20 protein-coding genes are annotated in these 23004 nt (G+C 70.2%); 13 read left to right on the top strand and 7 right to left on the bottom strand.

Going from position 1 to position 23004, the window contains the following annotated elements:
- The first annotated feature begins 3 nt into the window (after positions 1-3).
- The 12 genes from AB0H78_RS15825 to AB0H78_RS15770 all read left to right on the top strand — a co-directional run bounded on the left by AB0H78_RS15825 (position 4) and on the right by AB0H78_RS15770 (position 12319).
- Positions 4-1263 (top strand): MFS transporter, encoded by a 1260-nt coding sequence (locus AB0H78_RS15825; RefSeq protein WP_363234948.1) that lies wholly within the window; start codon positions 4-6, stop codon positions 1261-1263.
- 9 nt (positions 1264-1272) lie between these two features.
- Positions 1273-2634, top strand: coding sequence for a Pup--protein ligase (gene pafA / locus AB0H78_RS15820; protein WP_363234947.1), 1362 nt, complete (start codon positions 1273-1275; stop codon positions 2632-2634).
- Positions 2635-2934: 300 nt separating this feature from the next.
- Positions 2935-3879 carry an FKBP-type peptidyl-prolyl cis-trans isomerase gene (locus tag AB0H78_RS15815; protein WP_363234946.1) on the top strand — a complete coding sequence of 315 codons (945 nt, stop codon included), beginning with the start codon at positions 2935-2937 and terminating at the stop codon, positions 3877-3879.
- A gap of 43 nt (positions 3880-3922) precedes the next feature.
- A complete protein-coding gene (locus tag AB0H78_RS15810; RefSeq protein ID WP_363234945.1) occupies positions 3923-4294 on the top strand; it encodes an FKBP-type peptidyl-prolyl cis-trans isomerase in 372 nt (123 codons plus the stop codon).
- Between the two features lie 134 nt (positions 4295-4428).
- The gene (locus tag AB0H78_RS15805) at positions 4429-5385 is read left to right on the top strand and encodes a WYL domain-containing protein (RefSeq protein WP_363234944.1); all 957 of its coding nucleotides are present in this window, start codon (positions 4429-4431) and stop codon (positions 5383-5385) included.
- 9 nt (positions 5386-5394) lie between these two features.
- Positions 5395-6351, top strand: a complete 957-nt coding sequence (locus AB0H78_RS15800; protein WP_363234943.1) for a WYL domain-containing protein — start codon at positions 5395-5397, stop codon at positions 6349-6351.
- 7 nt (positions 6352-6358) lie between these two features.
- On the top strand, positions 6359-6622 hold the full coding sequence (locus tag AB0H78_RS15795; protein WP_363234942.1) for a hypothetical protein: 264 nt from the start codon (positions 6359-6361) through the stop codon (positions 6620-6622).
- Positions 6623-6821: 199 nt separating this feature from the next.
- Positions 6822-7019, top strand: coding sequence for a hypothetical protein (locus tag AB0H78_RS15790; protein WP_363234941.1), 198 nt, complete (start codon positions 6822-6824; stop codon positions 7017-7019).
- A 210-nt stretch (positions 7020-7229) separates the two neighbouring features.
- A complete protein-coding gene (gene tatA / locus AB0H78_RS15785; RefSeq protein ID WP_363234940.1) occupies positions 7230-7520 on the top strand; it encodes a Sec-independent protein translocase subunit TatA in 291 nt (96 codons plus the stop codon).
- Between the two features lie 62 nt (positions 7521-7582).
- The gene (gene tatC / locus AB0H78_RS15780; protein ID WP_363234939.1) at positions 7583-8533 is read left to right on the top strand and encodes a twin-arginine translocase subunit TatC; all 951 of its coding nucleotides are present in this window, start codon (positions 7583-7585) and stop codon (positions 8531-8533) included.
- Positions 8534-8550: 17 nt separating this feature from the next.
- Complete coding sequence (locus tag AB0H78_RS15775) at positions 8551-9441, top strand: diacylglycerol kinase (RefSeq protein WP_363234938.1); 891 nt, start codon at positions 8551-8553, stop codon at positions 9439-9441.
- 49 nt (positions 9442-9490) lie between these two features.
- Entirely contained in the window at positions 9491-12319 is a 2829-nt protein-coding gene (locus AB0H78_RS15770; RefSeq protein WP_363234937.1) for a DEAD/DEAH box helicase, read from the top strand.
- A gap of 60 nt (positions 12320-12379) precedes the next feature.
- Here AB0H78_RS15770 and AB0H78_RS15765 read toward each other — a convergent pair whose 3' ends face one another.
- The 5 genes from AB0H78_RS15765 to AB0H78_RS15745 form a co-directional block, all read right to left on the bottom strand.
- Positions 12380-13483 carry an LLM class flavin-dependent oxidoreductase gene (locus AB0H78_RS15765; RefSeq protein ID WP_363234936.1) on the bottom strand — a complete coding sequence of 368 codons (1104 nt, stop codon included), beginning with the start codon at positions 13481-13483 and terminating at the stop codon, positions 12380-12382.
- Positions 13484-13655: 172 nt separating this feature from the next.
- Positions 13656-15275 carry an allophanate hydrolase gene (locus AB0H78_RS15760; RefSeq protein WP_363234935.1) on the bottom strand — a complete coding sequence of 540 codons (1620 nt, stop codon included), beginning with the start codon at positions 15273-15275 and terminating at the stop codon, positions 13656-13658.
- 172 nt (positions 15276-15447) lie between these two features.
- Entirely contained in the window at positions 15448-18930 is a 3483-nt protein-coding gene (locus AB0H78_RS15755) for a 5-oxoprolinase/urea amidolyase family protein (RefSeq protein WP_363234934.1), read from the bottom strand.
- Entirely contained in the window at positions 18927-19535 is a 609-nt protein-coding gene (locus AB0H78_RS15750) for an urea amidolyase associated protein UAAP2 (RefSeq protein WP_363234933.1), read from the bottom strand. The genes AB0H78_RS15755 and AB0H78_RS15750 overlap by 4 nt, the downstream gene beginning before the upstream one ends.
- Positions 19532-20350 (bottom strand): urea amidolyase associated protein UAAP1, encoded by an 819-nt coding sequence (locus tag AB0H78_RS15745; RefSeq protein ID WP_363234932.1) that lies wholly within the window; start codon positions 20348-20350, stop codon positions 19532-19534. The genes AB0H78_RS15750 and AB0H78_RS15745 overlap by 4 nt, the downstream gene beginning before the upstream one ends.
- 149 nt (positions 20351-20499) lie before the next feature.
- On the opposite strand from AB0H78_RS15745, the gene AB0H78_RS15740 reads away from it, so the two are divergent.
- A complete protein-coding gene (locus AB0H78_RS15740) occupies positions 20500-21135 on the top strand; it encodes a helix-turn-helix domain-containing protein (RefSeq protein WP_363234931.1) in 636 nt (211 codons plus the stop codon).
- Here the strand turns inward: AB0H78_RS15740 and AB0H78_RS15735 are convergent.
- Entirely contained in the window at positions 21124-22047 is a 924-nt protein-coding gene (locus tag AB0H78_RS15735; RefSeq protein ID WP_363234930.1) for an RluA family pseudouridine synthase, read from the bottom strand. The two genes, AB0H78_RS15740 and AB0H78_RS15735, sit on opposite strands and share 12 nt — an antisense overlap.
- A 4-nt stretch (positions 22048-22051) precedes the next feature.
- Entirely contained in the window at positions 22052-22990 is a 939-nt protein-coding gene (locus AB0H78_RS15730; RefSeq protein ID WP_363234929.1) for an ADP-ribosylglycohydrolase family protein, read from the bottom strand.
- Positions 22991-23004: the final 14 nt, after the last annotated feature.

Below are 23004 nucleotides of genomic sequence, written 5' to 3'. Positions count from 1 at the left end.
GACATGGCCGCGGGATACGCGGAACTCCTCGGGACCCGGCATGTGGCGAGGCTGCTGACCGGCACCCTCGTCGGCCGGCTGCCGAATGCGACCGCAGCCATCGCCGTGGTGCTCTTCGTCCGTGCCGAGGGCGGGAGTTACTCCCTGGCCGGCGCCCTGTCCGCGGTCTACGGCATCGCCACGGCCGTCGGCCAGCCGCTGCTCGGCCGCGCCGTGGACCTGTACGGGCAGCCGCGCGTGATGCTGCCCGCCGCCGTGGTCTCGGCGCTCGGCATGGTGCTCTTCGCCGCCGTCGGCATCGACCCGGTGGCCCTCGCGTATGTCGCGATGCTGATCGCCGGTCTTTTCACGCCACCGCTGGAAGGCGGGCTGCGCGCGCTGTGGCCCGGCGTCCTCAAAAGCGAGGACCGGGTGCACGCCGCGTACGCGATGGACGCGGTGGCCCAGGAAGTCATGTTCACCGTGGGCCCGTTGATGCTCACGCTCGCCGTCGCACTCTGGTCGGAGGCGGCTGCGGTGGTCGCCATCAACCTGATCGGCGTCCTGGGGGCGCTCTCCGTGGTCCTCTCCGAGCCGTCCAGGACCTGGCGTTCGGCGCCCCGCGAGGCGCACTGGCTGGGCGCGCTCCGCTCGCGCGGACTCCTCGCGCTGCTCGGCGCGTTCTTCTTCGTCGGACTGGCACTCGGCTCGATCACGGTCGCCTCGGTCGCGTACGCGGACGAGCACGGCGGAGACGTGGTGTACGGAACGCTGATGGCGGCGATCGGACTCGGCGCCCTCCTCGGCGGTCTGGTGTACGGGGCGAGGCAGTGGGCGGGGGCGGCCGAAAAACGACTTCGGGTCCTCGTCGGCTTCCTGGCCGTCGGCTATCTGCCCCTGATGCTGGTGCCCGGCGTGGTGGCGATGACGGTGCTGACGACGCTTGCCGGGATCTTCCTGGCGCCTGCCATCGCCTGTGCGTTCATCGTCGTCGACCGGCACGCTCCGCGCGGCACGGTGACGGAGGCTTTCTCCTGGCTGGTGACCACGTTCGGGGTCGGCGCGGCCCTGGGAACGGCCGCCGCGGGACCGGCGGTCCAGTACGGCGGAGTCGCGGCCGGCTTCGCCGCGGCGGGCGGCGGAGGGGCCGCCGCACTGCTGGTACTGCTGGCCACTCAGCGGGTCCTCGCAGCTCCGGAGCGCCCGGGTCATGTCGTATCCGCTTCCGAAAATGATCGAAACGGGGCTGTCGAACCCGGTTTCAGGACAGGCCATCAGGCGTAATGTTCAGTCATGGACCGCCGCATTTTCGGGCTGGAGAACGAGTACGGCGTCACGTGCACGTTCAGGGGACAGCGCCGACTGTCTCCTGACGAAGTGGCGCGCTACCTCTTCCGCCGTGTTGTGTCATGGGGCCGCAGCAGTAACGTCTTCCTGCGGAACGGCGCCCGCCTCTACCTCGACGTGGGTTCGCATCCGGAATACGCAACTCCCGAATGCGACAACGTGACCGAGCTGGTCACGCACGACAAGGCCGGCGAGCGCATTCTCGAAGGCCTGCTCGTCGACGCCGAACGCCGCCTGCACGAGGAGGGAATCGCGGGCGACGTCTATCTCTTCAAGAACAACACCGACTCGGCAGGAAACTCCTACGGCTGCCACGAGAACTTCCTCGTCGCACGCCACGGAGAATTCTCCCGGCTCGCGGACATCCTCATCCCGTTCCTCGTCACCCGCCAACTGATCTGCGGGGCAGGCAAGGTGCTGCAGACGCCGCGCGGTGCGGTGTTCTGCGTCAGCCAGCGCGCGGAGCACATCTGGGAGGGTGTCAGCTCCGCCACCACCCGTTCCCGGCCGATCATCAACACCCGTGACGAGCCGCACGCGGACGCGGAGCGGTACCGCCGCCTCCATGTCATCGTCGGCGACTCGAACATGTCCGAGACGACCATGATGCTGAAGGTCGGAGCCACCGACCTCGTGCTGCGCATGATCGAGGCGGGCACGGTGATGCGCGATCTGACCCTGGAGAACCCGATCCGGGCCATCCGCGAGGTCAGTCACGACATCACGGGCTCGCGCAAGGTGCGCCTGGCGAGCGGCCGCGAGGCGTCCGCCATCGAGATCCAGCGCGAGTACTACGACAAGGCAGTGGACTTCGTCGACCGTCGCGGAATCCGCACGGGCGAGGTCGAGAAGGTCCTGGAGCTGTGGGGCCGGGCGCTGGACGCGATCGAGGCGGAGGACCTCGACCGGATCGGCACCGAAATCGACTGGGTGATGAAGTACAAGCTCATCGAGCGGTACCGCGGCAAGCACAACATGACCATGTCGAATCCGCGGGTCGCCCAGATCGACCTCGCGTATCACGACATCCACCGCCGCCGCGGGCTGTACTACCTCCTGCAGAAGAACGGGCAGGCCGCCCGGATCTGCAACGACCTGAAGATCTTCGAGGGCAAATCGGTGCCCCCGCAGACCACCAGGGCCCGGCTGCGCGGGGACTTCATCCGCCGCGCGCAGGAGCAGCGCAGGGACTTCACCGTCGACTGGGTGCATCTGAAGCTGAACGACCAGGCGCAGCGCACCGTGCTCTGCAAGGATCCCTTCCGATCGGTCGACGACCGGGTGGAGAAGCTGATCGCCGGGATGTGAGTGCCGCGGTTTCGGTCAGGGGGTGTCCGGCGGATCAGGCCGCCCTTGCTCGGCGTCGAACCCTTCACTGCTGGTGAGCGGTGGTCTGGTGCGTGCAGCTGCAAGGCGGAGGAGGGCGTCAACGCGGAGCGTTGACAACCGACGACAACGCCGCAGATGTGCGTGCCAGACCGGCGCGACCGCGGCATGATCCGCCGGACACCCCCTGACGACATGGGCCCCGTACGTTCCTCGTGCGGGGCCCTTGGCACGCCCTAGAGTGGCGGGCAACTACTGTGCCGTCTGAGATCTGAGGAACACGTGCGCCGACTTGCCGGCCTTCTGGTCGTCCCCCTGCTGCTGCTGAGCGCGGCATGCGGTAGCGACGACAAGGGCTCCGATTCCACCTCCTCCTCCGCTGCGTCGGGCGATCTGCCCGCGATCACCGCGGGCGCCAAGTTCGGTGAGAAGCCGACCATCGCCAAGGGGACGGGCAATCCGCCGAAGGACCTCAAGGTCGATGTCATCAGCAAGGGCAACGGCTCGGAGGTCAAGAAGGGCGACGCCGTCTCGGTCAACTACCTCGGCCAGACGTGGGTTTCCACCACGCCCTTCGACAACAGTTACGACCGCAAGGCGCCGTTCTCGCTGACCGTCGGTGCCGGCGATGTCATCAAGGGCTGGGACCAGGGCCTGGAGGGCCAGAAGGTCGGCAGCCGCGTCGAGATGTCCATCCCGCCGACCCTGGGCTACGGCACGACGGCGCAGGGCAGCATCCCGGCCAACTCGACGCTCGTCTTCGTCGTCGACATCGTGAAGAGCACGCAGATCCCGAACACGGCCAAGGGCAAGGAAGTCCCGCAGACGGACGCCGCGCTGCCCAAGGTCGGCACCAACACCGACGGCAAGGCCCCGACGGTGACGGTCCCCAAGACCGCCGCACCGACGAAGCTCGTCTCCAACTACGTGCTGGAGAGCGACGGCGCCAAGGTCACGGACAAGGACAACGTCGTACTGAACTACGTCGGCCTGCTCTGGAAGGACGGCAAGAAGTTCGATTCGACGTACGACCTGGGCAAGACGCAGACCTTCGCGATGCAGCAGCTGACGGTCAAGGGGCTGAAGGACGGCCTGGTCGGCAAGAAGGTCGGCAGCCGTGTGCTCCTGGTGATCCCGCCGGCCGAGGCGTTCGGCGACAAGGCCACGCAGGGCATTCCCGCCAAGTCCACTCTGGTCTTCGCGGTCGACATCCTGGCAGTGATGTAAGACTGTCCCGGTTGCCCCGTTCGTCTTGAAGAGGAGTTACGCAGTGAGCATCGAGAAGCCCGAGATCGACTTCCCGGGCGGCGAACCGCCGGCCGATCTGGAGATCAAGGACCTCTGGGAGGGTGACGGCGAGGTCGCCAAGGCCGGCGACACCGTCTCCGTCCACTACGTGGGTGTGGCCTTCTCCACCGGCGAAGAGTTCGACGCCTCCTGGAACCGCGGCACGCCGCTGCGCTTCCAGCTCGGTGTCGGCCAGGTCATCTCCGGCTGGGACCAGGGCGTCCAGGGCATGAAGGTCGGTGGCCGCCGCCAGCTGGTCATCCCCGCGCACCTCGCCTACGGCGACCGCGGTGCGGGCGGTGCCATCAAGCCCGGCGAGACGCTGATCTTCGTCTGCGACCTGGTCGCGGTCTGATCCGCGATCGTTCGCGTAAAGAGGGCCCATGCCTCCTGGCATGGGCCCTCGGCTTTTGCCACGCACCCTGTGAGCGGTACGGTCAACGGTCGTAGCCGGTGCTGCGTTTTCCCAGTGACATAGAGAGGGCGTCGATGGCGATTGCCAAGGCCGAGCGGCTGATGAATCTGGCGCTGTGCCTGCTGGGGACCCGCCGCCCGCTCTCCAAGCGTGAGTTGAGGGGCTCCATCGAGGCCTATCTCGAGGCCGGTTCCGATGATTCCTTCAACCGGATGTTCGAGCGCGACAAGGACGATCTGCGCGAGCTCGGCCTGGTGATCGAGACCGTGGAGAACCTCGACGCGGAGGTGGGCTATCTGGCCCGCCGTGACAGCAACAGGCTGCCGCCCGTCGCACTGGACGCCGAGGAGGCCGCAGCCCTGGGGCTCGCGGCCAAGGTCTGGCAGCAGGCACGTCTCGCCGGTGCGGCCAGCGGTGCGCTGCAGAAGCTGCGGGCCGCAGGGATGCCCGAGGCGGGCGGAACGGACACCGAGGGACAGAGCGCGCTGGAGCCGCGGATTCCGGTGCACGAGGCGGCGTTCGAGCCCCTCATGCTGGCCTGCCGCGACCGCCGTCCCGTGGTCTTCGAGTACCGCAAGGCCAATGCCGCCCGACCCGAGACCCGTCAGGTCGAGCCCTGGACGCTGGAGTGCTGGCGCGGGCACTGGTATCTCGCCGGCTGGGACCGGGACCGGGCCGCCGAGCGCGTCTTCCGGCTCTCCCGGATCACCGGCAGGGTCCGGTCGAAGTCGAGCGCCTTCACCGCCGATGTCCCCGACGTGGTGACCGTACGGGAGACGGTGGCGAGCTGGGCGGGGGAGAGCGCGACGCGCTCCGCCCTGATCAGGCTGCGCAGGGGCGCCGGATATCCGCTGCGCTCCCGGGCCACCTCGGTGCGGGAGGCGGGCGAGGGCTGGGACGAGCTGGAGATCCCGTACGGACACGGGCTCGATGCCTGGCTGGTGGAGTTCGGCCCCGACGTGGTCGTGCTGGAGCCCGCTGACCTGCGGGCCGACGTGGTGGACCGGCTGCGCGCCGTGGCCAAGGACTGAGAGGCAGCGGTGGCTACGAACGCGATCGACCAGACCCGTCGGATGCTCTCCCTGGTGACGTACCTCCGGGAGCGCCCGGGAGCCCGCGTCGGTGATGTGGCGCGCGCCTTCGGGATCACCGAGGACGAGCTGATCTCCGACCTCGACGTGCTGCCCATGTGCGGTACGAGTTTCCGCGGCGGCGACCTCCTCGACATCGACACCGACGGCGACCGCATCTGGTGGCACAACCCGGACGACGTGGCCGAACCGCTGCGTCTCGCCGCCGACGAGGCGACCGCGCTGCTGGTGGCCGCGCGTGCGGTCTCCACGCTGCCCGGGCTGCGCGAGGGCGACCGGCAGGCGCTGCTGCGGGCCACGGCGAAGCTGGAGACGGCGGCCGGTGAGGCGGCCGGGGCCAGCTCGCGGCTCTCAGTGACCTTCGAGTCGGAGGGCGGCGTCTTCGCCGACGTCGACCGGGCGATCGCCGAGCGGCGCCGGCTCTGGGTGCGCTACTACTCGCCGGCGCGGGACGAGCTGACCGAGCGCGAGGTGGACCCGATCCGGCTCTTCGCCGTCGGCCATACGTACATGGAGGCGTGGTGCTACCTCTCCGAGGCGCGGCGCACCTTCCGGCTCGACCGGGTGGCCGAGATCAGGCTGCTCGACGAGGCGTCGTCGCCGCCCGAGATCGAGCTGCGTGATCTCTCCGAGGGCCTTGTACAGCCCTCGGCGGACGATCCGGAGGTCGTGGTCGAGGTCGGCCCCGGCGGGCGCTGGGTGGCCGAGTACTACCCGCACGACAGCGCGGAGGAGCTCGCCGACGGAGGTCTGCGGATCACTCTGCGTACACCGGATCCCACCTCGCTGCGGCGCCTCGCACTGAGGCTCGGCAGGGACGGGCGCATCGTCTCGCCGCGATATGTGGCGGACAGCGCACAGCAGGCGGCCCGCGAGGCGCTCGCGGCCTACGACGTGCAGGGGTGAGGATGTAATGCGCAATTTGCCTGCAATGTCCGGTATTTCGGAGCAGGTTGGCCCGACCATCTTCAAGGCCGCCTGCCCGGACTGCCGCGGACGCTTCGAACTGGCCGCCGAGGCGCTCCGGCTGGCGATCGGCGCCAGCCGCCGTACGACCTTCTACTCCTTCACCTGCCCGGAGTGCGGCGCCTCGGTCCGCAAGCCCGCGGGCGAGCGGATCGTCGAACTCCTCACCGGCGGAGGGGTTCGGACGCTCCGCCTCCACTCGGCGATCTAGGGGGTGTCCGGCGGATCAGGTCGCTCTTGCTTGGCGTTGAACCTTTCACTGCTGGTGAGCGGTGGTCTGGTGCGTGCAACTGCAAGGCGGAGGAAGGCGGCAACGCGGAGCGTTGACAACTGACGACAACGCCGCAGGTGTGCGTGCCAGACCGGCGCGACCGCGGCATGATCCGCCGGACACCCCCTAAGCTCGGCACATGTTCTGGCCGATGCTCGCAATCGCTCTGGGTTTCTGTGGGGTCGCCGTGCTCGGCGTCCTCGCGATCAAGGTGTTCGTCGAGGCGCAGCGCCTGGGGCGCCAAGTGGCGCGCACCACACAGGAGATCAACACCGCCGCCGAGGGGCTCGAACGAGCCGCCACGGGTCTGGCTCGCACTGGCGAAGCCTTGCGATAGCGCAACGGGCACTGCTGCAACACAGATTCGGGCGGTACGCTGCAGGTCGCGGTCCGGTCAGCGAGGCGCGGGCTGCGGGCGAGAGTATGCACAGGCATTGCCCTGTGTTTACTCCTGCGGGTTACGATCGCTGCCAGCACGACGACCGGACACCTGTCCGATCGGTCGGACAGTCCCACCCCTGCCGCCTCGGTGAGAAGGTACACAGTTATGTTCGGAAGGCTCGGCGCACCCGAGATCATCCTGATCCTCGTCGTCATCGTCCTGCTGTTCGGCGCGAAGAAGCTTCCGGACATGGCCCGTTCGCTGGGCAAGTCCGCCCGCATCCTCAAGAGCGAGGCCAAGGCCATGAAGTCGGACGGCGGCCAGACCGCTCCGGCCGACCCGCCGCAGAACACCACGGCCCAGTCCACCGAAGCCCCTCGTACGATCCAGGCGTCGCCCGGCGACGTGACCAGTGCGCGTCCCGTCGCAGAGCCGACGGACTCGACCAAGCACTGATCCCTGGGCCGGAGCGGGCGCCGTGGATTGCGGACGCCCGCCGCACGAGATGAGGACGTGGGTTGAGCAAGTCTGCCCGCAGAGTGGAGAAGGACCCTGAGGGGCGTATGCCCCTCGTGGAGCACCTGCGCGAGCTGCGCAACCGGCTCGCAAAGGCGATGCTGGCGATCGTCATCGTCACGATCGTTGCTGCCTTTTTCTACAAGGACATCATCGAATTCTTCACCAACCCGGTGCTGAATGCGGTCGGCTGTGAGAAAAACCTGGCTGAGCTGTCGCAGCACGAGAGCGGCAACTGCGCCCGCATCGTCCTGAACGGTCTGCTGACGCCGTTCACCCTGGCGCTCAAGGTCTCGCTGATGGCCGGTGTAGCGCTGTCCTCGCCGATCTGGCTCTACCAGCTGTGGGCCTTCATCGCGCCGGGGCTGCACAAGAACGAGCGCAAGTACACGGTCGGATTCGTGGCCGCGGGCTTCCCGCTCTTTCTGGCCGGCGGTTTCTTCGCGTACAAGACGCTGCCGACGATGGCGAAGGTCCTGCTGGACTTCTCGCCGGCCGACCTCGACAACCAGCTGCCGCTGGACGACCTGCTCGATCTGATCTCGCGCATGGTGGTCGTCTTCGGGCTGTCCTTCGAGCTGCCACTGCTGCTGGTCATGCTGAACTTCGTCGGGATCATCACCGGCAAGCGCATGCTCGGCTGGTGGCGGGCCATGATCATGGGGATCACGGTCTTTGCCGCTGTCGCGACTCCCAGCACGGACCCGATCACCATGCTGGCGCTGGCCGGACCGATCTGGGTGCTGTACTTCGTGGCCACCGCGATCTCGATCCTCAACGACCGCCGGAAGGCGCTGCGCGAGAGCGAGGGCCCGGCTGACGACGAGGCCTCCGACCTCGATCTCACGCCCGAGGACATCGGTGAGATGGAGAGCGTGACCACGCCCTCCCTGCCCGAGCAGTCGGACGGCGGACGATCCAGCAGGCTCAACGGTTACGACGACATCACCTGATCTTGTAGGGTCCGCTCGTGACCAGCGAGATCACCCTCTTCGTCAATCCCACCGCGGGACGCGGCCGGGGCGCGCATGCCGCGCAGCCGGCCGCTTCTGCGTTGCGGGCCGCCGGATTCTCCGTGACCACCGTCGTGGGCGAGGACGCCGGGGACGCGCTGCGGCGGGCCCGGGCGGCCGTCGCCTCGGGTACCGGGGCGCTGATCGCCGTCGGCGGCGACGGCATGGTCAATCTCGCGCTGCAGGCCGTCGCCGGGACGCGGACCCCGCTCGGGGTGGTCGCGGTGGGCACCGGCAACGACTTCGCCCGGACGCTGGGTCTTCCCGTACGGGACCCGGCTGCGGCTGGGCGGCTTGCCGCCGAGGCCCTGTCCGGCGGGCCGGTGCGGTCCGTGGATCTGGGGCGGGTCGGGGAGCGCTGGTTCGGGACCGTGCTCGCCTCCGGGTTCGACTCCCGAGTGAACGACCGGGGCAACCGGATGCGGTGGCCGCGCGGCCGCTTCAAGTACGACGCCGCGATGGTCGCGGAGCTGGCCGGGCTCAGAGCGATCCCCTACAAGGTCTCCTTCGACGACGGACCGGTGCGGGAGATCGCGGCGACCTTGATCGCCGTCGGGAACGGGACCTCGTACGGCGGCGGGATGCGCATGTGTGCCGGGGCCGAGCTCGACGACGGACTCTTCGATGTGACCGTGGTCGGGGAATGCTCGCGTACGGAGCTGATCAAGGTCTTCCCGAAGGTGTACCGGGGGACGCACCTCGGCCACCGGCTCGTCACCGTGCACCGGGTGCGGAAGATCGCGCTGGAAGCGGCGGATGTGACCGGGTATGCGGACGGTGAACCCCTGGGGGCGCTGCCGCTGACGGCCGAGTGCGTGCCGGGCGCCGTGCGGGTTCTGGGCTGGTAATTAAAGATCGCGCTAGGTGTCAGACCTGGCGGGTAGGCTCCTTTACAAGATGACCGAGGACCTTTCGCCCGCTGAGCGATACGCAGCTGCCCGCATCCGAGCTGCTGAAGAGGCCACTGCGCTGGCCCCCTTCCGCGGCATGTACGAGTTCGATCTCGACCCGTTCCAGATCGAGGCGTGCAAAGCCCTGGAGGCCGGCAAGGGTGTGCTCGTCGCGGCACCCACCGGCTCGGGCAAGACCATTGTCGGCGAGTTCGCCGTGCACCTGGCCCTGGAACAGGGCCGCAAGTGCTTCTACACCACCCCCATCAAGGCCCTGTCCAACCAGAAGTTCGCCGACCTCGCCCGGCGCTACGGCGCCGACAAGGTCGGTCTGCTCACCGGTGACAACAGCGTCAACTCCGATGCGCCCGTGGTCGTCATGACCACCGAGGTGCTGCGGAACATGCTGTACGCCGGGTCGCAGGCGCTGAACGGGCTCGGGTATGTGGTGATGGACGAGGTGCACTACCTCTCCGACCGTTTCCGCGGTGCCGTCTGGGAGGAAGTGATCATTCACCTCCCGGATTCGGTGACCCTGGTCTCGCTCTCGGCGACCGTCTCCAACGCCGAGGAGTTCGGCGACTGGCTGGACACCGTGCGCGGCGACACCGAAGTGATCGTCTCCGAGCACCGGCCCGTGCCACTGTGGCAGCACGTGCTCGCCGGGCGGAAGATGTTCGACCTCTTCGAGGAGTCCACGGACCACGGCGGCCGGGGAGGTGCGAAGCGCGAGGTCAATCCTGATCTGCTGCGCATGGCCCGGCAGGAGAACCAGAACACCTACAACCCGCGGGACCGTCGGCGCGGAAAGATGGTGCGCGAGGCGGACCGCGAGCGCGAGCGGCGCTCCCGCAGCCGGATCTGGACGCCCAGCAGGGCCGAGGTCATCGACCGCCTCGACAACGAGGGCCTGCTGCCCGCGATCACGTTCATCTTCAGCCGGGCCGCCTGCGAGGCCGCCGTACAGCAGTGTCTGACCGCCGGGCTGCGGCTCAACAAGGAAGAGGCGCGGCACACGGTCCGGGAGATCGTCGAGGAGCGGACGGCCTCGATTCCCCGTGAGGACCTGCATGTTCTGGGGTATTACGAGTGGCTGGAAGGCCTGGAGCGAGGCATCGCCGCGCACCACGCGGGGATGCTGCCGACGTTCAAGGAGGTCGTCGAGGAGCTCTTCGTGAAGGGGCTCGTCAAGGCGGTCTTCGCGACGGAGACGCTTGCGCTCGGCATCAACATGCCTGCCAGGTCCGTGGTGTTGGAGAAGCTCGTCAAGTGGAACGGCGAACAGCACGCCGACATCACCCCCGGTGAGTACACCCAGCTCACCGGGCGGGCCGGGCGGCGCGGGATCGACGTCGAGGGCCATGCCGTGGTGCTGTGGCAGCGTGCCATGGACCCGGGTGCGCTCGCGGGGCTTGCGGGCACGCGTACGTATCCGCTGCGGTCCAGCTTCCGGCCCTCGTACAACATGGCCGTGAACCTGGTGCAGCAGTTCGGGCGGCATCGGTCTCGCGAGCTCCTTGAGACGTCCTTCGCGCAGTTCCAGGCGGACCGGTCCGTCGTAGGGATCTCCAAGCAGGTCCAGCGGAACGAAGAGGGACTCGAGGGCTATCAGGAGGGCATGACCTGCCATCTCGGGGACTTCGAGGAGTACGCGCGGCTGCGGCGTGACCTGAAGGACCGCGAGACCGAGCTGGCCAAGCAGGGTGTGTCGCAGAAGTGGGCGGCTGCCGCCAGCGCGCTGGAGAAGCTGAAGACGGGCGACGTCATCCATGTGCCGACGGGCAAGTTCGCCGGTCTGGCTCTGGTCCTTGATCCTGGAGTTCCGGCGGGACGGGCCAACGGGCACCGGGGTTTCGAGCACCAGGACGGGCCCAGGCCCCTGGTGCTGACCGCCGAGCGGCAGGTGAAGCGGCTGGCTTCGATGGACTTCCCCGTACCGGTCGAGGCGCTCGACACGATGCGGATCCCGAAGTCCTTCAACCCGCGCTCCCCGCAGTCGCGTCGGGACCTGGCGTCGGCGCTGCGCGCCAAGGCCGGGCACGTGCGGCCCGAGAAGCAGCGGCGCGGGCGTGCGGCCGCCGCCGACGACCGGGAGATCATCCGGCTGCGGAGCGAACTGCGGGCGCACCCTTGCCACGGCTGCGACGAGCGCGAGGACCATGCGCGCTGGGCGGAGCGCTATCACCGGCTGCAGCGTGACACCCAGCAGTTGGAGCGCCGTATCGAAGGCCGGACGAACACCATCGCCCGCACCTTCGACCGGATCCATGCCCTGCTGACGGAGCTGGACTATCTGCGCGGCGACGAGGCGACCGTGCACGGCAAGCGGCTGGCCCGGCTGTACGGCGAGCTGGACCTGCTGGCCAGTGAGTGCATTCGCGAGGGTGTGTGGGAGGGCCTGAGCCCTGCCGAACTGGCTGCCTGCATCTCGGCGTTGGTGTTCGAGGCCCGGCAGTCGGACGACGCGGTCGCACCCAAGGTGCCCTCGGGTAACGCGAAGGCCGCGCTCGGCGACATGGTCCGTATCTGGGGCAGGCTCGACGCCCTGGAGGAGGACTTCAAGATCAACCAGACGGAGGGTGTCGGGCAGCGCGAGCCCGATCTCGGGTTCGCATGGCCGGTCTATCAGTGGGCGTCGGGCAAGGGTCTGGACGAGGTGCTGCGCGAGGCCGAGATGCCCGCCGGGGACTTTGTCCGCTGGTGCAAGCAGGTCATCGACGTGCTGGGGCAGATCGCCGCTGCCGCGCCGCGCGAGAACTCGACCGTCGCGAAGAACGCACGCAAGGCGGTCGACGCGGTGCTGCGGGGTGTCGTGGCGTACAGCTCGGTCGGCTGACCGTACGCAGAGACGGGTGAGCGGCCCCCGCCGGGACTCTTCCGGCGGGGGCCGCTGCGCTCAGGCGGCCGCGGTCTTCGCCGCGTCGCGCTTGGCGACCTCTTCGCGGACGATCGGGATGACATGGCGGCCGAAGTCGATCGCGTCGTCGAGCAGGTCGTAACCGCGGGCGGAAAGGATCTCCACGCCCAGGTCGTAGTAGTCGAGCAGCGCCTGGGCGACCGTCTCCGGAGTGCCCACCAGAGCCGTCGAGTTGCCCGCGCCACCGGTCTCCGCGGACGTCGGCGTCCACAGGGCGCGGTCGTGGCGCTCACCTCGGCCGGCGACCGCGAGGAGCCGCTGGGATCCGGAGTTCTCCGGGTTCTTCAGCGGGTGGCGGCGGGAGAGCGGCGCGCCCGCCTTGCGGGCCTTGATGCGGTCCAGGGTGCGATGGGCCTTCTCCCAGGCCAGCTCCTCGGTGGGCGCGATGATCGGGCGGAAGGCGACCTGGATCCTGGGTACATCGGTACGGCCGGCTGCTCTGGCCGCCGCCTTCACCGATTGGATTTGTTCGGCGGTCTCCGCGAGGGGTTCGCCCCACAGGCAGTAGATGTCGGCCTCGGCCCCGCCTGCTGCGTACGCGGCGGGCGAGGAACCGCCGAACGAGACCTGCGGGTGCGGCTGCTGGACCGGGAAGGTGTCGCTCACGAAGTCGTTGAAGCGATAGTGCGTGCCCTCGTGGTCGAAGGGCTCGTGGGTCGTCCACGCCTTCTTGATGATCTGGATGGCCTCGCGGGTGCGGGCGTACCGCTCGTCCTTGGTGAGGAAGTCGCCCTCGCGCTGCTGCTCGTGGTCGTTGCCCCCGGTGATGAAGTGCACGGCGAGACGGCCGTCGCTGATCCGGTCGAGGGTGGCGAACGTCTTGGCGGCGAAGGTGGGGTACGAGACGTTCGGCCGGTGCGCGACCAGGATCTGCAGCGTCTCGGTGCGGGCCGCGATGTACGCGGCGGCGGGGGAGGGGTCCGGCGATCCTGATCCGTACGCGAACAGGACGCGGTCCCAGCCGTAGTCCTGGTGCGCGCGGGCCAGCTTGAGTGTGTACTCCTTGTCGAAGGACGGCCCGGTGCGGGGCGTGACTTCGGAGCCTTCATGGGTCGCGGCTATGCCGAGAAACTCGACGGGCATGACAGATCCTCATTCGGTGCGCTGCGGGGTGATGGTGGTCGTGTCGTGGTGTGGTCGTGCCGTCAGGCACAACACGACGCCGACCACACGCGACCGAAGTCGATGTGGTCGCGGGTGACCAGCCGCAGCTGAGGACGCATCTGCCCAGTGGAACAGGGTTGTTGGACGTACGTCAACCTCTCCTGTACGCCCGCCAGCCGCCGTACGCCGTGATGTCCTTCGCCCCTTCGAGCGCGCTCGGCTCGCAGAGGAATCCGGGGACGGTGGTGCCGTCGGCCAGTTCCACGCTGCCGATCGCCATGGGGTGGGGGAGGGACGCGACCAGGGCGCCCAGGCCCTCCGGGGGCAGGTTCCAGAGCTCGGCTTCGACGGTCGCGCCGTCGCCGGGCGTCGTGCGGACGAGGCCCGGTTTGGGAGGGGTGGTGGGGAGCGCGTACAGGCGGTAGTGGGGTGAAGTTGTTGTTGTGCTGTCGAAATGGGCTCCCAGGGAGAGGAGTTGGGGGTTGAGCGGCTCGCCTGTGAGGTGGGCGCCGACCACGGCGATGCGGGTGGGCGGGGTGAGGAGTGCGGCGATACGGGCGAGGCGCTCGTCCGCGTGGGCGGGGCCGATCAGCATCACGCCGAAGGGGAGTCCTTCGACCTGGCCGGCGGGGACGGCGGCCGCGCACAGGCCGAAGAGGTTGGTGGAGTTGGTGAAGCGGCCCAGGCGGGCGTTGGCGGCGAAGGGTTCGGCCGCCACTTCGGCGAGGGTGGGGTGGCCGGGGGCCGTGGGCAGGAGGAGTGCGTCCGCGTCGCCGAGCGCGGTGAGTGCCTGGGCGCGGAGGGCGGCGATGCGGGCCTGGTCGGCGAAGAGGCGGTGGGCCGGGATGTCGCGGGCGCGGCGGACGATCGCGGCGACCGTGGGGTCGAGGTCGGGGGTGTCTTTGTCGACGAAAGGACCTACCGCGGTGTACCGCTCGGCCACGAAGGCGCCCTCGTAGAGCAGGGCGGTGGCCTCGGTGAACGGTGTCAGGTCGATGGGGCGCAGTTCGGCGCCCGCTGCCGCGAGGCGGAGCGCGGCGGCTTCGTACGCCTCGGGCCAGCCCTTGTCCATCTCGCCCAGCTGGGTGGTCGAGGGGATCGCTATGCGGTACGGGCCGGGGCGGCGGGGTGGTGCGGCTGTGGTGGGGCCGGAGGTCATGTGGGCGAGGGCCTGTTCGGCCTCGGGCAGCGTACGGGCGAAGACGGTGACGCAGTCCAGGCTCGCGCAGGCCGGGACGACGCCTTCGGCGGGGACCAGGTCGTAGGTCGGTTTCAGGCCGACGATGCCGTTGAAGGCGGCGGGGACCCGGCCCGATCCCGCGGTGTCCGTGCCGAGGGCGAAGTCGACGATGCCGAGCGCTGTCGCCACGGCTGAGCCGGAGCTGGAGCCGCCGCTGACGCGGGTGGGGTCGATGGCGTTGCGTACGGCGCCGTAGGGGGAGCGGGTGCCGACCAGGCCGGTGGCGAACTGGTCGAGGTTCGTCGTGCCGATGAGGAGGGCGCCGGCTGCTCGGAGGCTTGCTACCACGGGAGCGTCCGTCTGAGGTGTGTACGCGTAGGACGGGCAGCCTGCGGTGGTGGGGAGGCCTGCCACGTCTATGTTGCCCTTTGCGGCGAAGAGGCGGCCTGCCAGGGGGAGTTGGGGGTCGATGGCCTTCGCCTCCGCCTCCACTTCGGCCTGGGGGCGGAGGGTGATCCAGATCTCGGGGCGGTTGGTGGCTGCGATGCGGGCGTAGGCGGCGGCGATGCGGTGTGCGGTGGCGGGGTGCACGGGGGTGGCCTCCTTGGTAGTTGGTTGGCGGCGGGCCGATACGGGGGCCGCTGCGCGGAGCGAGTCCCCTGACCCGCCCCTTCCCGAAACCGGGGGCGTTGCCCCCGGACCCCCTTGTCGCGGCCTTCGGCCGCTCGTCCTCAAACGCCGGACGGGCTGAATCTGCCTGGTGTCACGGCGTGAGGATCAGCAGCGGGGTGCCCGCCTCGACCTGGGCGCCCGTGCTCGTCAGGATGCGCGTCACCGTGCACGCCGTCGGGGCGTGGACCGGGGACTCCATCTTCATCGCCTCCAAGGCGATCAGCTGCTGGCCCGCCTCCACGCGGTCTCCCTCCGCCACCGACAACTGCCATACCGACGCCGCGAATTCGGCCTCGATCAGACGGCTGCCTGCCGGAATCTCGATCTCCTCGGGCGGGGCCGGTTCCGTCACCGCCTCCGCCCTCGTGAACTCGCCCGACGCCTCCCACGCATCGCGCTCCGCCCCGAACGCCGTCGCCTGCTGCGCGCGGAACGCTGCGATCGACTCCGCGTTCTCGGCCAGGAAGGCCTGGTGGTCCGCCAGCGCGAACGTGCCTCCCTCGATGCGCGGCTCCCAGCGGCCCGCCGCCATGTCGGCCCGCAGTTCGAGGAGTTCGTCCGCGCCGACCGGATACCACTTGATCCGGTCGAAGAAGCGCAGCAGCCACGGACGCTCCTGCCACCGCGACCAGACCTGCGTCGTACGGCCCACGAACTGATAGCCGCCGGGCCCCTCCATGCCGTAGATGCACAGGTAGGCGCCGCCGATCCCCACCGAGTTCTCGGCGGTCCAGGTCCGCGCCGGGTTGTACTTCGTCGTCACCAGGCGGTGGCGCGGGTCCAGCGGGGTGGCGACCGGGGCGCCCAGGTAGACGTCGCCCAGGCCGAGCACCAGGTACTCCGCGTCGAAGACCGTGCGGTAGACCTCCTCGGGCGAGGTCAGGCCGTTGACTCGGCGGATGAACTCGATGTTCCAGGGGCACCAGGGTGCGTCGTCCCGTACGCCCGCCATATAGCGGGCGATCGCCTCGCGCGTCGCCGGGTCGTCCCAGGAGAGCGGCAGGTGGACCGTGCGGGACTCGACCACCAGGGCGTCCGTGGGCGGGAGTTGGGACTGCAGACGGCGTACGGAGCGCAGGAGCTCCTCGACCGGGAGCACCTCGGGGTCCGTGTGGATCTGCAGCGAGCGGATGCCCGGTGTGAGGTCCACGACGCCGGGGAGGTCCGCTGCCGCCACGGCCTGCGCAAGCGCGTGGACGCGCATGCGCAGCGCCAGGTCCAGCTGCATCGGTCCGTACTCGACGAGGAGGTTGTCGTCGCCGCTGCGGCGGTACGTGACATCCGCGTCCCGCGCCAGTATCCCGCCGTCGACGATGGCCGGGCGGGATGCGCCCGCGACCGTGACCGGCGTGAAGCGGACCGTGTCGCCGGGGCGCAGTTGGCCCAGTTTCCAGCGTTCCGAGGTGATGATCGTCGCCGGGCAGACGAAGCCGCCCAGGGAGGGGCCGTCGGGGCCGAGGAGCACCGGCATGTCGCCGGTGTAGTCGACCGCGCCGACCGAGTAGGGGGTGTCGTGGATGTTGGAGGGGTGCAGGCCGGCTTCGCCGCCGTCGGTCCGGGCCCAGCGGGGCTTGGGGCCGACCAGGCGGACCCCGGTGCGCGCCGAGTTGAAGTGGACCTTCCAGTCGGCCGCGTAGAAGTCGTGGATGTCCTCCTCGGTGAAGAACTCCGGTGCGGCGTGCGGTCCTTCGGCCGCGCCGATCTGCCAGGCCGTGGAGATCGCGGGGCGGTCGGCGGGGGAGACGGCGCTCGTGCTGGTCCGTTCCGTACCCCCGTGCAGTACGTCGCCCGTGCGGAGCGCCCGGCCGCCGTGACCGCCGAATCCGCCCAGCGTGAAGGTCGACGCACTGCCCAGGTAGGCGGGGACGTCGAGCCCGCCCGCGAACAGGATGTAGGTGCGCAGACCTTCACCGGACGGAGCGCCCACGGTGAGGCGGGCCCCCGGCGGGACCGTGAACGGCGCCCACTGCGGGGCCTGTTCGCCGTCCACCGTGACGGGGGCGGGTGCGCCCGTGACGCAGAGCGTGGTGGCGTGCGTGAAGCGCAGGGTCGGACCCTGGAGCGTGCATTCGAGGCCGGGGGCTCCCGGTTCGTTGCCCAGTGCGGTGTTGCCGAGCCGGAAGGAGCGGTCGTCCATCGGGCCCGACGGGGGTACGCCGACCTGCCAGTGGCCGGTGCGGCCCGGCCAGTCCTGGACGGTGGTGAGCGTGCCGCCCGCGGTGACCTCGATGCGCGGGGTCGGGTCGGTGATGCCCGCGAGGGTCGCCGTGGAGTGGGTGGCGGCGCGGACATCGGGCGAGGCCAGGGCGGCGCGCACCAGGCCCAGATTGGTCTCGATGCCGTCGACACGGGTCGCGGCGAGCGCCGTGTCCAGCCTGGTCAGGGCCTCGGTGCGGTCGCTGCCGTACGCGATGACCTTGGCCAGCATCGGGTCGTACGCGGTGGTGACCTCGGTGCCGGTCTCCACCCAGGCGTCGACGCGGACGCCCTCGGGGAAGGCGACCCGGGTGAGGAGGCCGGCGCTGGGGCGGTGGTCGCGGGTGGGGTCCTCGGCGTAGACGCGGGCCTCGACGGCATGGCCGCGGGGTGCGCCGGGCTCGGTGACGACCGCGGTGTCGCCCTGGGCCAGGCGGAGCATCCACTCGACGAGGTCGACGCCGTAGATCTCCTCGGTGACCGGGTGCTCCACCTGGAGGCGGGTGTTGACCTCCAGGAAGTACGCCTCCTCGCGCCCGGCGTCGTACACGAACTCGACCGTTCCGGCCGAGCGGTAGTCGACGGACGCGCACAACTCTCGTGCGGATGCGGCCAGTTGGTTGCGTACGCGATCCGGCAGGTCGGGGGCCGGTGCCTCCTCCAGGACCTTCTGGTTGCGGCGCTGGAGCGAGCAGTCGCGGTCGCCGAAGGTGACCACCCGGCCCGTGCCGTCGCCGAAGACCTGCACCTCGACGTGGCGTGCGTGCTCCACGAGGCGCTCCAGGAAGACCCCTGCGGAGGAGAACGAGGCGGCGGCCACGCGCTGCACCCGCTCCCAGGCGTCGGCCAGCTCCTCGGCGTCGTACACCGCCTGCATGCCGATGCCGCCTCCGCCGCCGGTCGCCTTGAGCATGACGGGGTAGCCGATGCGCCCGGCCGCCTCGGTCGCCGACGCGAGGTCGGGGAGCAGGCCGGTGCCGGGCGCGAGCGGGACGCCTGCCGCCTCGGCCGCGGCGCGTGCCGTGTGCTTGGCGCCGAAGAGTTCCAGCTGGTGGGCGGTGGGGCCGACGAAGACGATGCCCGCGTCCTCGCAGCGGCGGGCGAAGGCGGCGTCCTCGGACAGGAAGCCGTAGCCGGGGTGGATGGCGCCCGCTCCGGTGTCCTTGGCCGCCTTGAGGACGAGATCGGCGTCCAGGTACGACTCCTTGGCGGGGGCGGGGCCGAGGCGTACCGCCTCGTCGGCCAGGCGTACGTGGGGAGCCGAGCGGTCGGGGTCGGAGAAGACCGCGACCGTACGCAGGCCGAGCGCTTTCGCGGTGCGGATGATGCGGACGGCGATCTCGCCGCGATTGGCGACGAGGAGGGTGTCGAAGGTCATGAGGTGGGCGCCTCGCTGATCGTCATTTCCACGGCGGTCGGCTCGAAGCCGTTGCAGGGGTTGTTGATCTGCGGGCAGTTGGAGACCAGGACCAGGACGTCGGTCTCGGCGCGCAGGGTGACGCGAAGGCCCGGGGCGGAGATGCCGTCGACGATGCCGAGGGTGCCGTCCTTCTCCACGGGGACGTTCATGTACCAGTTGATGTTGGAGACGAGGTCGCGCTTGGTGAGGCCGTAACGGGCGCCCTCGGCAAGGAAGTTGTCCACGCAGGCGTGCTGCGCGTAGGTGTGGTGGCCGTAGCGCAGGGTGTTGGACTCCTTGGAGCAGGCGCCGCCGACCGTGTCGTGGCGGCCGCAGGTGTCCTCGGTGACCGTCATCAGCGGGGTGTGCTCGCCGGAGAGGAGCACGCTGCCGGTGGTGAGGAAGATGTTGCCCTGGGCGTGGATCGTGTCAGGCGCGCTGTAGCGGACGGCGGTGTCGTGCGCGTCGTAGACGAGGAAGTCGACGGCCTGGTTGCCGTGCAGATCGGTGAGGGTCAGTTGCTCGCCGCGGCGGACGACGGCCGAGCAGGCGGCGCGGGCGGGTACGACGGTTGTCGCGGTCACTTGATCCCCCGGGCGGTGAGGTGGTCGGCGGTGTTGAGGAAGGCGCGGTGACCTTCGGGGGTGGCGTCCCAGAGCGGGTCGCCGGGCGCGGTGGGGTGGGCGCGCCAGGCCAGCACCTCCAGCGGGGTGCAGGTGTAGGCGGGGCGCGGGTCGAGCGGGTGCGGGACGTTCGCGATCAGTACGGTCACGTCCTGCTCGGCGCGCAGGGTGACCGCGGCGCCGGGGCCCGCCGAGCCGGTGAAGTCCAGGGCGCCGTCCTCGCGTACCTCCACCCCCTGGAAGAAGGAGAGCGAGGGGGGCAGGTCGCGGGCGGCGAGGCCGTTCTTGAGGGCGGCCAGCTTCAGCAGTTCGCGCCCGGCGGGCGACGCGGACTGCGGGGTTCCGTCGCCGTAGCGCGCTGTGTTCCGTACGAGGGTGGAGGTGCCGCAGAGCGCGTCGTGACGCCCCGAGGTGTCGGCGGTGAGCGTGGCGAGGACGCGGCCCTGGTCGGAGAGGAGGAGCTGTCCGGCGCCGAGATAGGCGTTCCACTGCACCTTCACCGTGTCGGCGGTGTTCAGGCGCTCCCAGGGGCGGCCGTCGACGTACAGCAGGAGGTGGGCGCAGGCGTCGCCGGCGAGGTCGGTCAGACGCAGCTCCGTACCGCGGGCCAGGACCTTGTGGGTGTAGTTGCCGCCGGCCACCGTCTCCGCCCAGACGACAGGTCCGGGCGTCTCGCCGGGCCAGTCGCTCGCGGGCACCACGGGCATGGCCTCGGCCCGGCCGCCCTGCTGGGCGCGGGCGTGGTCCCGTGCCCCGTGTGTCGTGGCTGTCGCCATGGCTCGGCCTCCTCCGGATCGGCGGTCATTTCTGTCGCTCGACAGAAATTAAGACGGCCGGGAGTCCGTCCCATTGCCCGTCTGTTGCGGGGGAGTTACCTGATCCTCACCAAGATCCGGTGGCCTGCGGGTGTGCGACGATCGACGGCATGAGCACCACGGGACGGCGGGTAGGACGGCCGCGCGCAGCGCAGCGGCCGGAGAGCGGGCTCTCGGCCCGCGACGAACTCCTGGAATCCGCCGCCGAGTTGTTCACCACGCACGGTTACGCGGCGACGACCACCCGCGCGGTCGCCGAGCGGGCGGGGATGCGCCAGGCGACGATGTACCACTACTTCTCCGGCAAGGAGGAGCTGCTCGCCGAGCTCCTGGAGTCCACGGTCACCCCGTCGCTGGCCCTGGCGCGAAGCCTGCTGGCGGACGACGCTGCGGAGCCCGCGGCCAGGCTCCATGCGCTGTGCCGCTCGGACGTGGAGCTGCTCTGCGGAGGTCCGCACAATCTGGGCGGGCTCTATCTGCTGCCCGAGGTGCGCTCGGAGGCCTTCGCCGGATTCCACCAGGTGCGCGCCGATCTCAAGGACGCGTACGGGCAGTTGCTCGCGGCGACGGACGCGTGCGGCGCCCTGGACAAGACGGAGCTCGCGCTCCGCACCGACCTCGTCTTCGGACTGATCGAGGGCGTGATCCTCATCCACCGCTCCGATCCCGACCGTACGGTGGCCGCCCTGGCCGAGGCGATGGCGGACGCGGCCCTGCGCATCGCCGGTGTCGGATCAGCCGGCTGACCAGGCCTCCAGTGCGCGGCCGCTCTCGAACCGGTGCTCCTTGCCGGTCACCGGATCGGTGAACTCCAGCCGCCGGGACAGGAGTTGGAGCGGATGCGTGAAATCGTCGGCTGCCGGGTCGGTCAGGGTGGGGAAGTAGGGGTCGCCGACGATCGGGGCGCCCAGGGCGTTCATATGCACCCGCAGCTGGTGGGTGCGCCCGGTGACCGGTGTGAGGCGGTAGCGGCCGAGCCCGCCGTCGTGCTCGATCAGCTCGACGCGGCTCTCGCTGTTCGGCTCGCCCTCGATCTCCCGGGCGGCGAGAATCCCGCGCACCTTCTCGATGCGGCTGCGGACGGTGCGGGGGAGGTCGAGCTCCGGGTCGTACGGCGCGATCGCCTCGTACTCCTTGCTGACCTTCCGGTCCCGGAACAGCGTCTGATAGGCGCCGCGCTCCTCGGTCCGTACGCAGAACATGACCAGCCCCGCCGTCAGCCGGTCGAGACGGTGCGCGGGGCTCAGCGCGGGCAGCTCCAGATCGTGGCGCAGCCGCGAGAGCGCGGTCTGGGTGATGTGGCGGCCGCGCGGGGTGGTGGCGAGGAAGTGCGGCTTGTCGGCGACGACCAGATGCTCGTCGCGGTACAGCACCTCGATCGCGAACGGCACCGGGATCTCCTCGGCCAGCTCCCGGTGGAACCAGACGGTGGACCCGGGCACATACGGAGCATCCGCGCGGACCGGCCCGTCGAGCCCGACGAACGCGCCGCCGGCGAGCATCGCGTCGACAGCGTCCGCGCCGACGGGCAGCCGCTCGACGAGGTGGTCGCGGACGGACCCCCACTCCCCGTCGAGGGGCAGCTTCAGCCGCACGGGGTCGACCCCGAGGCGCTGCGGGAGCGGGGACGGCGGGAGCGGAGATCGGCGGCGTGTCATCGCCTCAAGAGTACGAGTGCGGCCCGTCGAGCCGCCGAGCCAGCTCTACGAGCTCCGGAGCATCCAGCGTCCGCCCGTCCCACCCCGGCAGCGGCACGTGCAGCGGCGCGGTCCACCGCTCGGGCACGGCGCCGATCCCGTACACCGCGCCCGCGAGCCCGCCCGTCACGGCGGCCACCGTGTCGGTGTCCCCGCCGAGGTCGATGGCCGCGCCCAGCGCGGCCTCGAAACCGGAGGTGGTGCGCAGCGCCCACACAGCCGAGCCGAGACAGGGCCACACCGCGCCGTTGAACTCGGTCGCCCGGTCCGGGTGCCAGCCGGGGTCGAGCACGGTCGCCCACCGCTCCCGGTGATCGGGATGTACGGCGGCGAGGGCGCCCGGCAGCGCGGCGAGCGGATCCCCGCCGTCCAGGGCGTGGCGTACGAGCTCGTGGAAGACCGCGGTGCCCTCCCAGGCGGCGCGGTCGCCATGGGTGAGGGCGGCGATGCACCGGGCCGCGTCCATGGTGGCGTCGCGGCCCGCCCGGGCGAAGTACACGGCGGAGGTGGCCGCCCGCATCAGCGAACCGTTGCCCGCCGCACGCCCGTTGACCTGGAAGTGCAGCGCGGCCGCCAGATCCCAGGGCTCCCCGCTGCTCAGCACGTCCTCGGTCTGCAGCCCGATGTCCTTGGGCCCGGACCCCGCCCAGCACCGGAACCGCTCGAAGATGTCAGGGAGGTCGAGCCCTCCGCACTCCAGCAGCGACTCGCCGACCATCACCGCCATCTGCGTGTCGTCCGTGGCCTCGCCCGGATCCCAGCCGCCGCCTCCGCGCATCTGGCCCGCCCCGTCGGGGAACCGCTCGGCGAAGATTCCGGGCAGGGCGAACTCGAACGGCGCCCCCAGCGCATCACCCACCGCCGAGCCGACGACGGCCCCTGCCACTCGCTCGCTGCGCTCCATCTCACCAGCGTACG

This window comes from Streptomyces sp. NPDC050738 (genome assembly GCF_040654175.1).
Classification (GTDB): domain Bacteria; phylum Actinomycetota; class Actinomycetes; order Streptomycetales; family Streptomycetaceae; genus Streptomyces.
The sequence above is the reverse complement of the archived record's forward strand: the minus strand, read 5'-3'. Positions and strand labels throughout refer to the sequence as shown.

Coding starts and splice junctions, on each gene's coding strand:
- AB0H78_RS15825 (WP_363234948.1), top strand. CDS start 4: ATGGCCGCGGGATACGCGGAACTCCTCGGGACCCGGCATGTGGCGAGG.
- pafA (WP_363234947.1), top strand. CDS start 1,273: ATGGACCGCCGCATTTTCGGGCTGGAGAACGAGTACGGCGTCACGTGC.
- AB0H78_RS15805 (WP_363234944.1), top strand. CDS start 4,429: ATGGCGATTGCCAAGGCCGAGCGGCTGATGAATCTGGCGCTGTGCCTG.
- AB0H78_RS15795 (WP_363234942.1), top strand. CDS start 6,359: ATGCGCAATTTGCCTGCAATGTCCGGTATTTCGGAGCAGGTTGGCCCG.
- AB0H78_RS15790 (WP_363234941.1), top strand. CDS start 6,822: ATGTTCTGGCCGATGCTCGCAATCGCTCTGGGTTTCTGTGGGGTCGCC.
- tatA (WP_363234940.1), top strand. CDS start 7,230: ATGTTCGGAAGGCTCGGCGCACCCGAGATCATCCTGATCCTCGTCGTC.
- AB0H78_RS15770 (WP_363234937.1), top strand. CDS start 9,491: ATGACCGAGGACCTTTCGCCCGCTGAGCGATACGCAGCTGCCCGCATC.
- AB0H78_RS15765 (WP_363234936.1), bottom strand. CDS start 13,483: ATGCCCGTCGAGTTTCTCGGCATAGCCGCGACCCATGAAGGCTCCGAA.
- AB0H78_RS15755 (WP_363234934.1), bottom strand. CDS start 18,930: ATGACCTTCGACACCCTCCTCGTCGCCAATCGCGGCGAGATCGCCGTC.
- AB0H78_RS15745 (WP_363234932.1), bottom strand. CDS start 20,350: ATGGCGACAGCCACGACACACGGGGCACGGGACCACGCCCGCGCCCAG.
- AB0H78_RS15740 (WP_363234931.1), top strand. CDS start 20,500: ATGAGCACCACGGGACGGCGGGTAGGACGGCCGCGCGCAGCGCAGCGG.
- AB0H78_RS15735 (WP_363234930.1), bottom strand. CDS start 22,047: ATGACACGCCGCCGATCTCCGCTCCCGCCGTCCCCGCTCCCGCAGCGC.
- AB0H78_RS15730 (WP_363234929.1), bottom strand. CDS start 22,990: ATGGAGCGCAGCGAGCGAGTGGCAGGGGCCGTCGTCGGCTCGGCGGTG.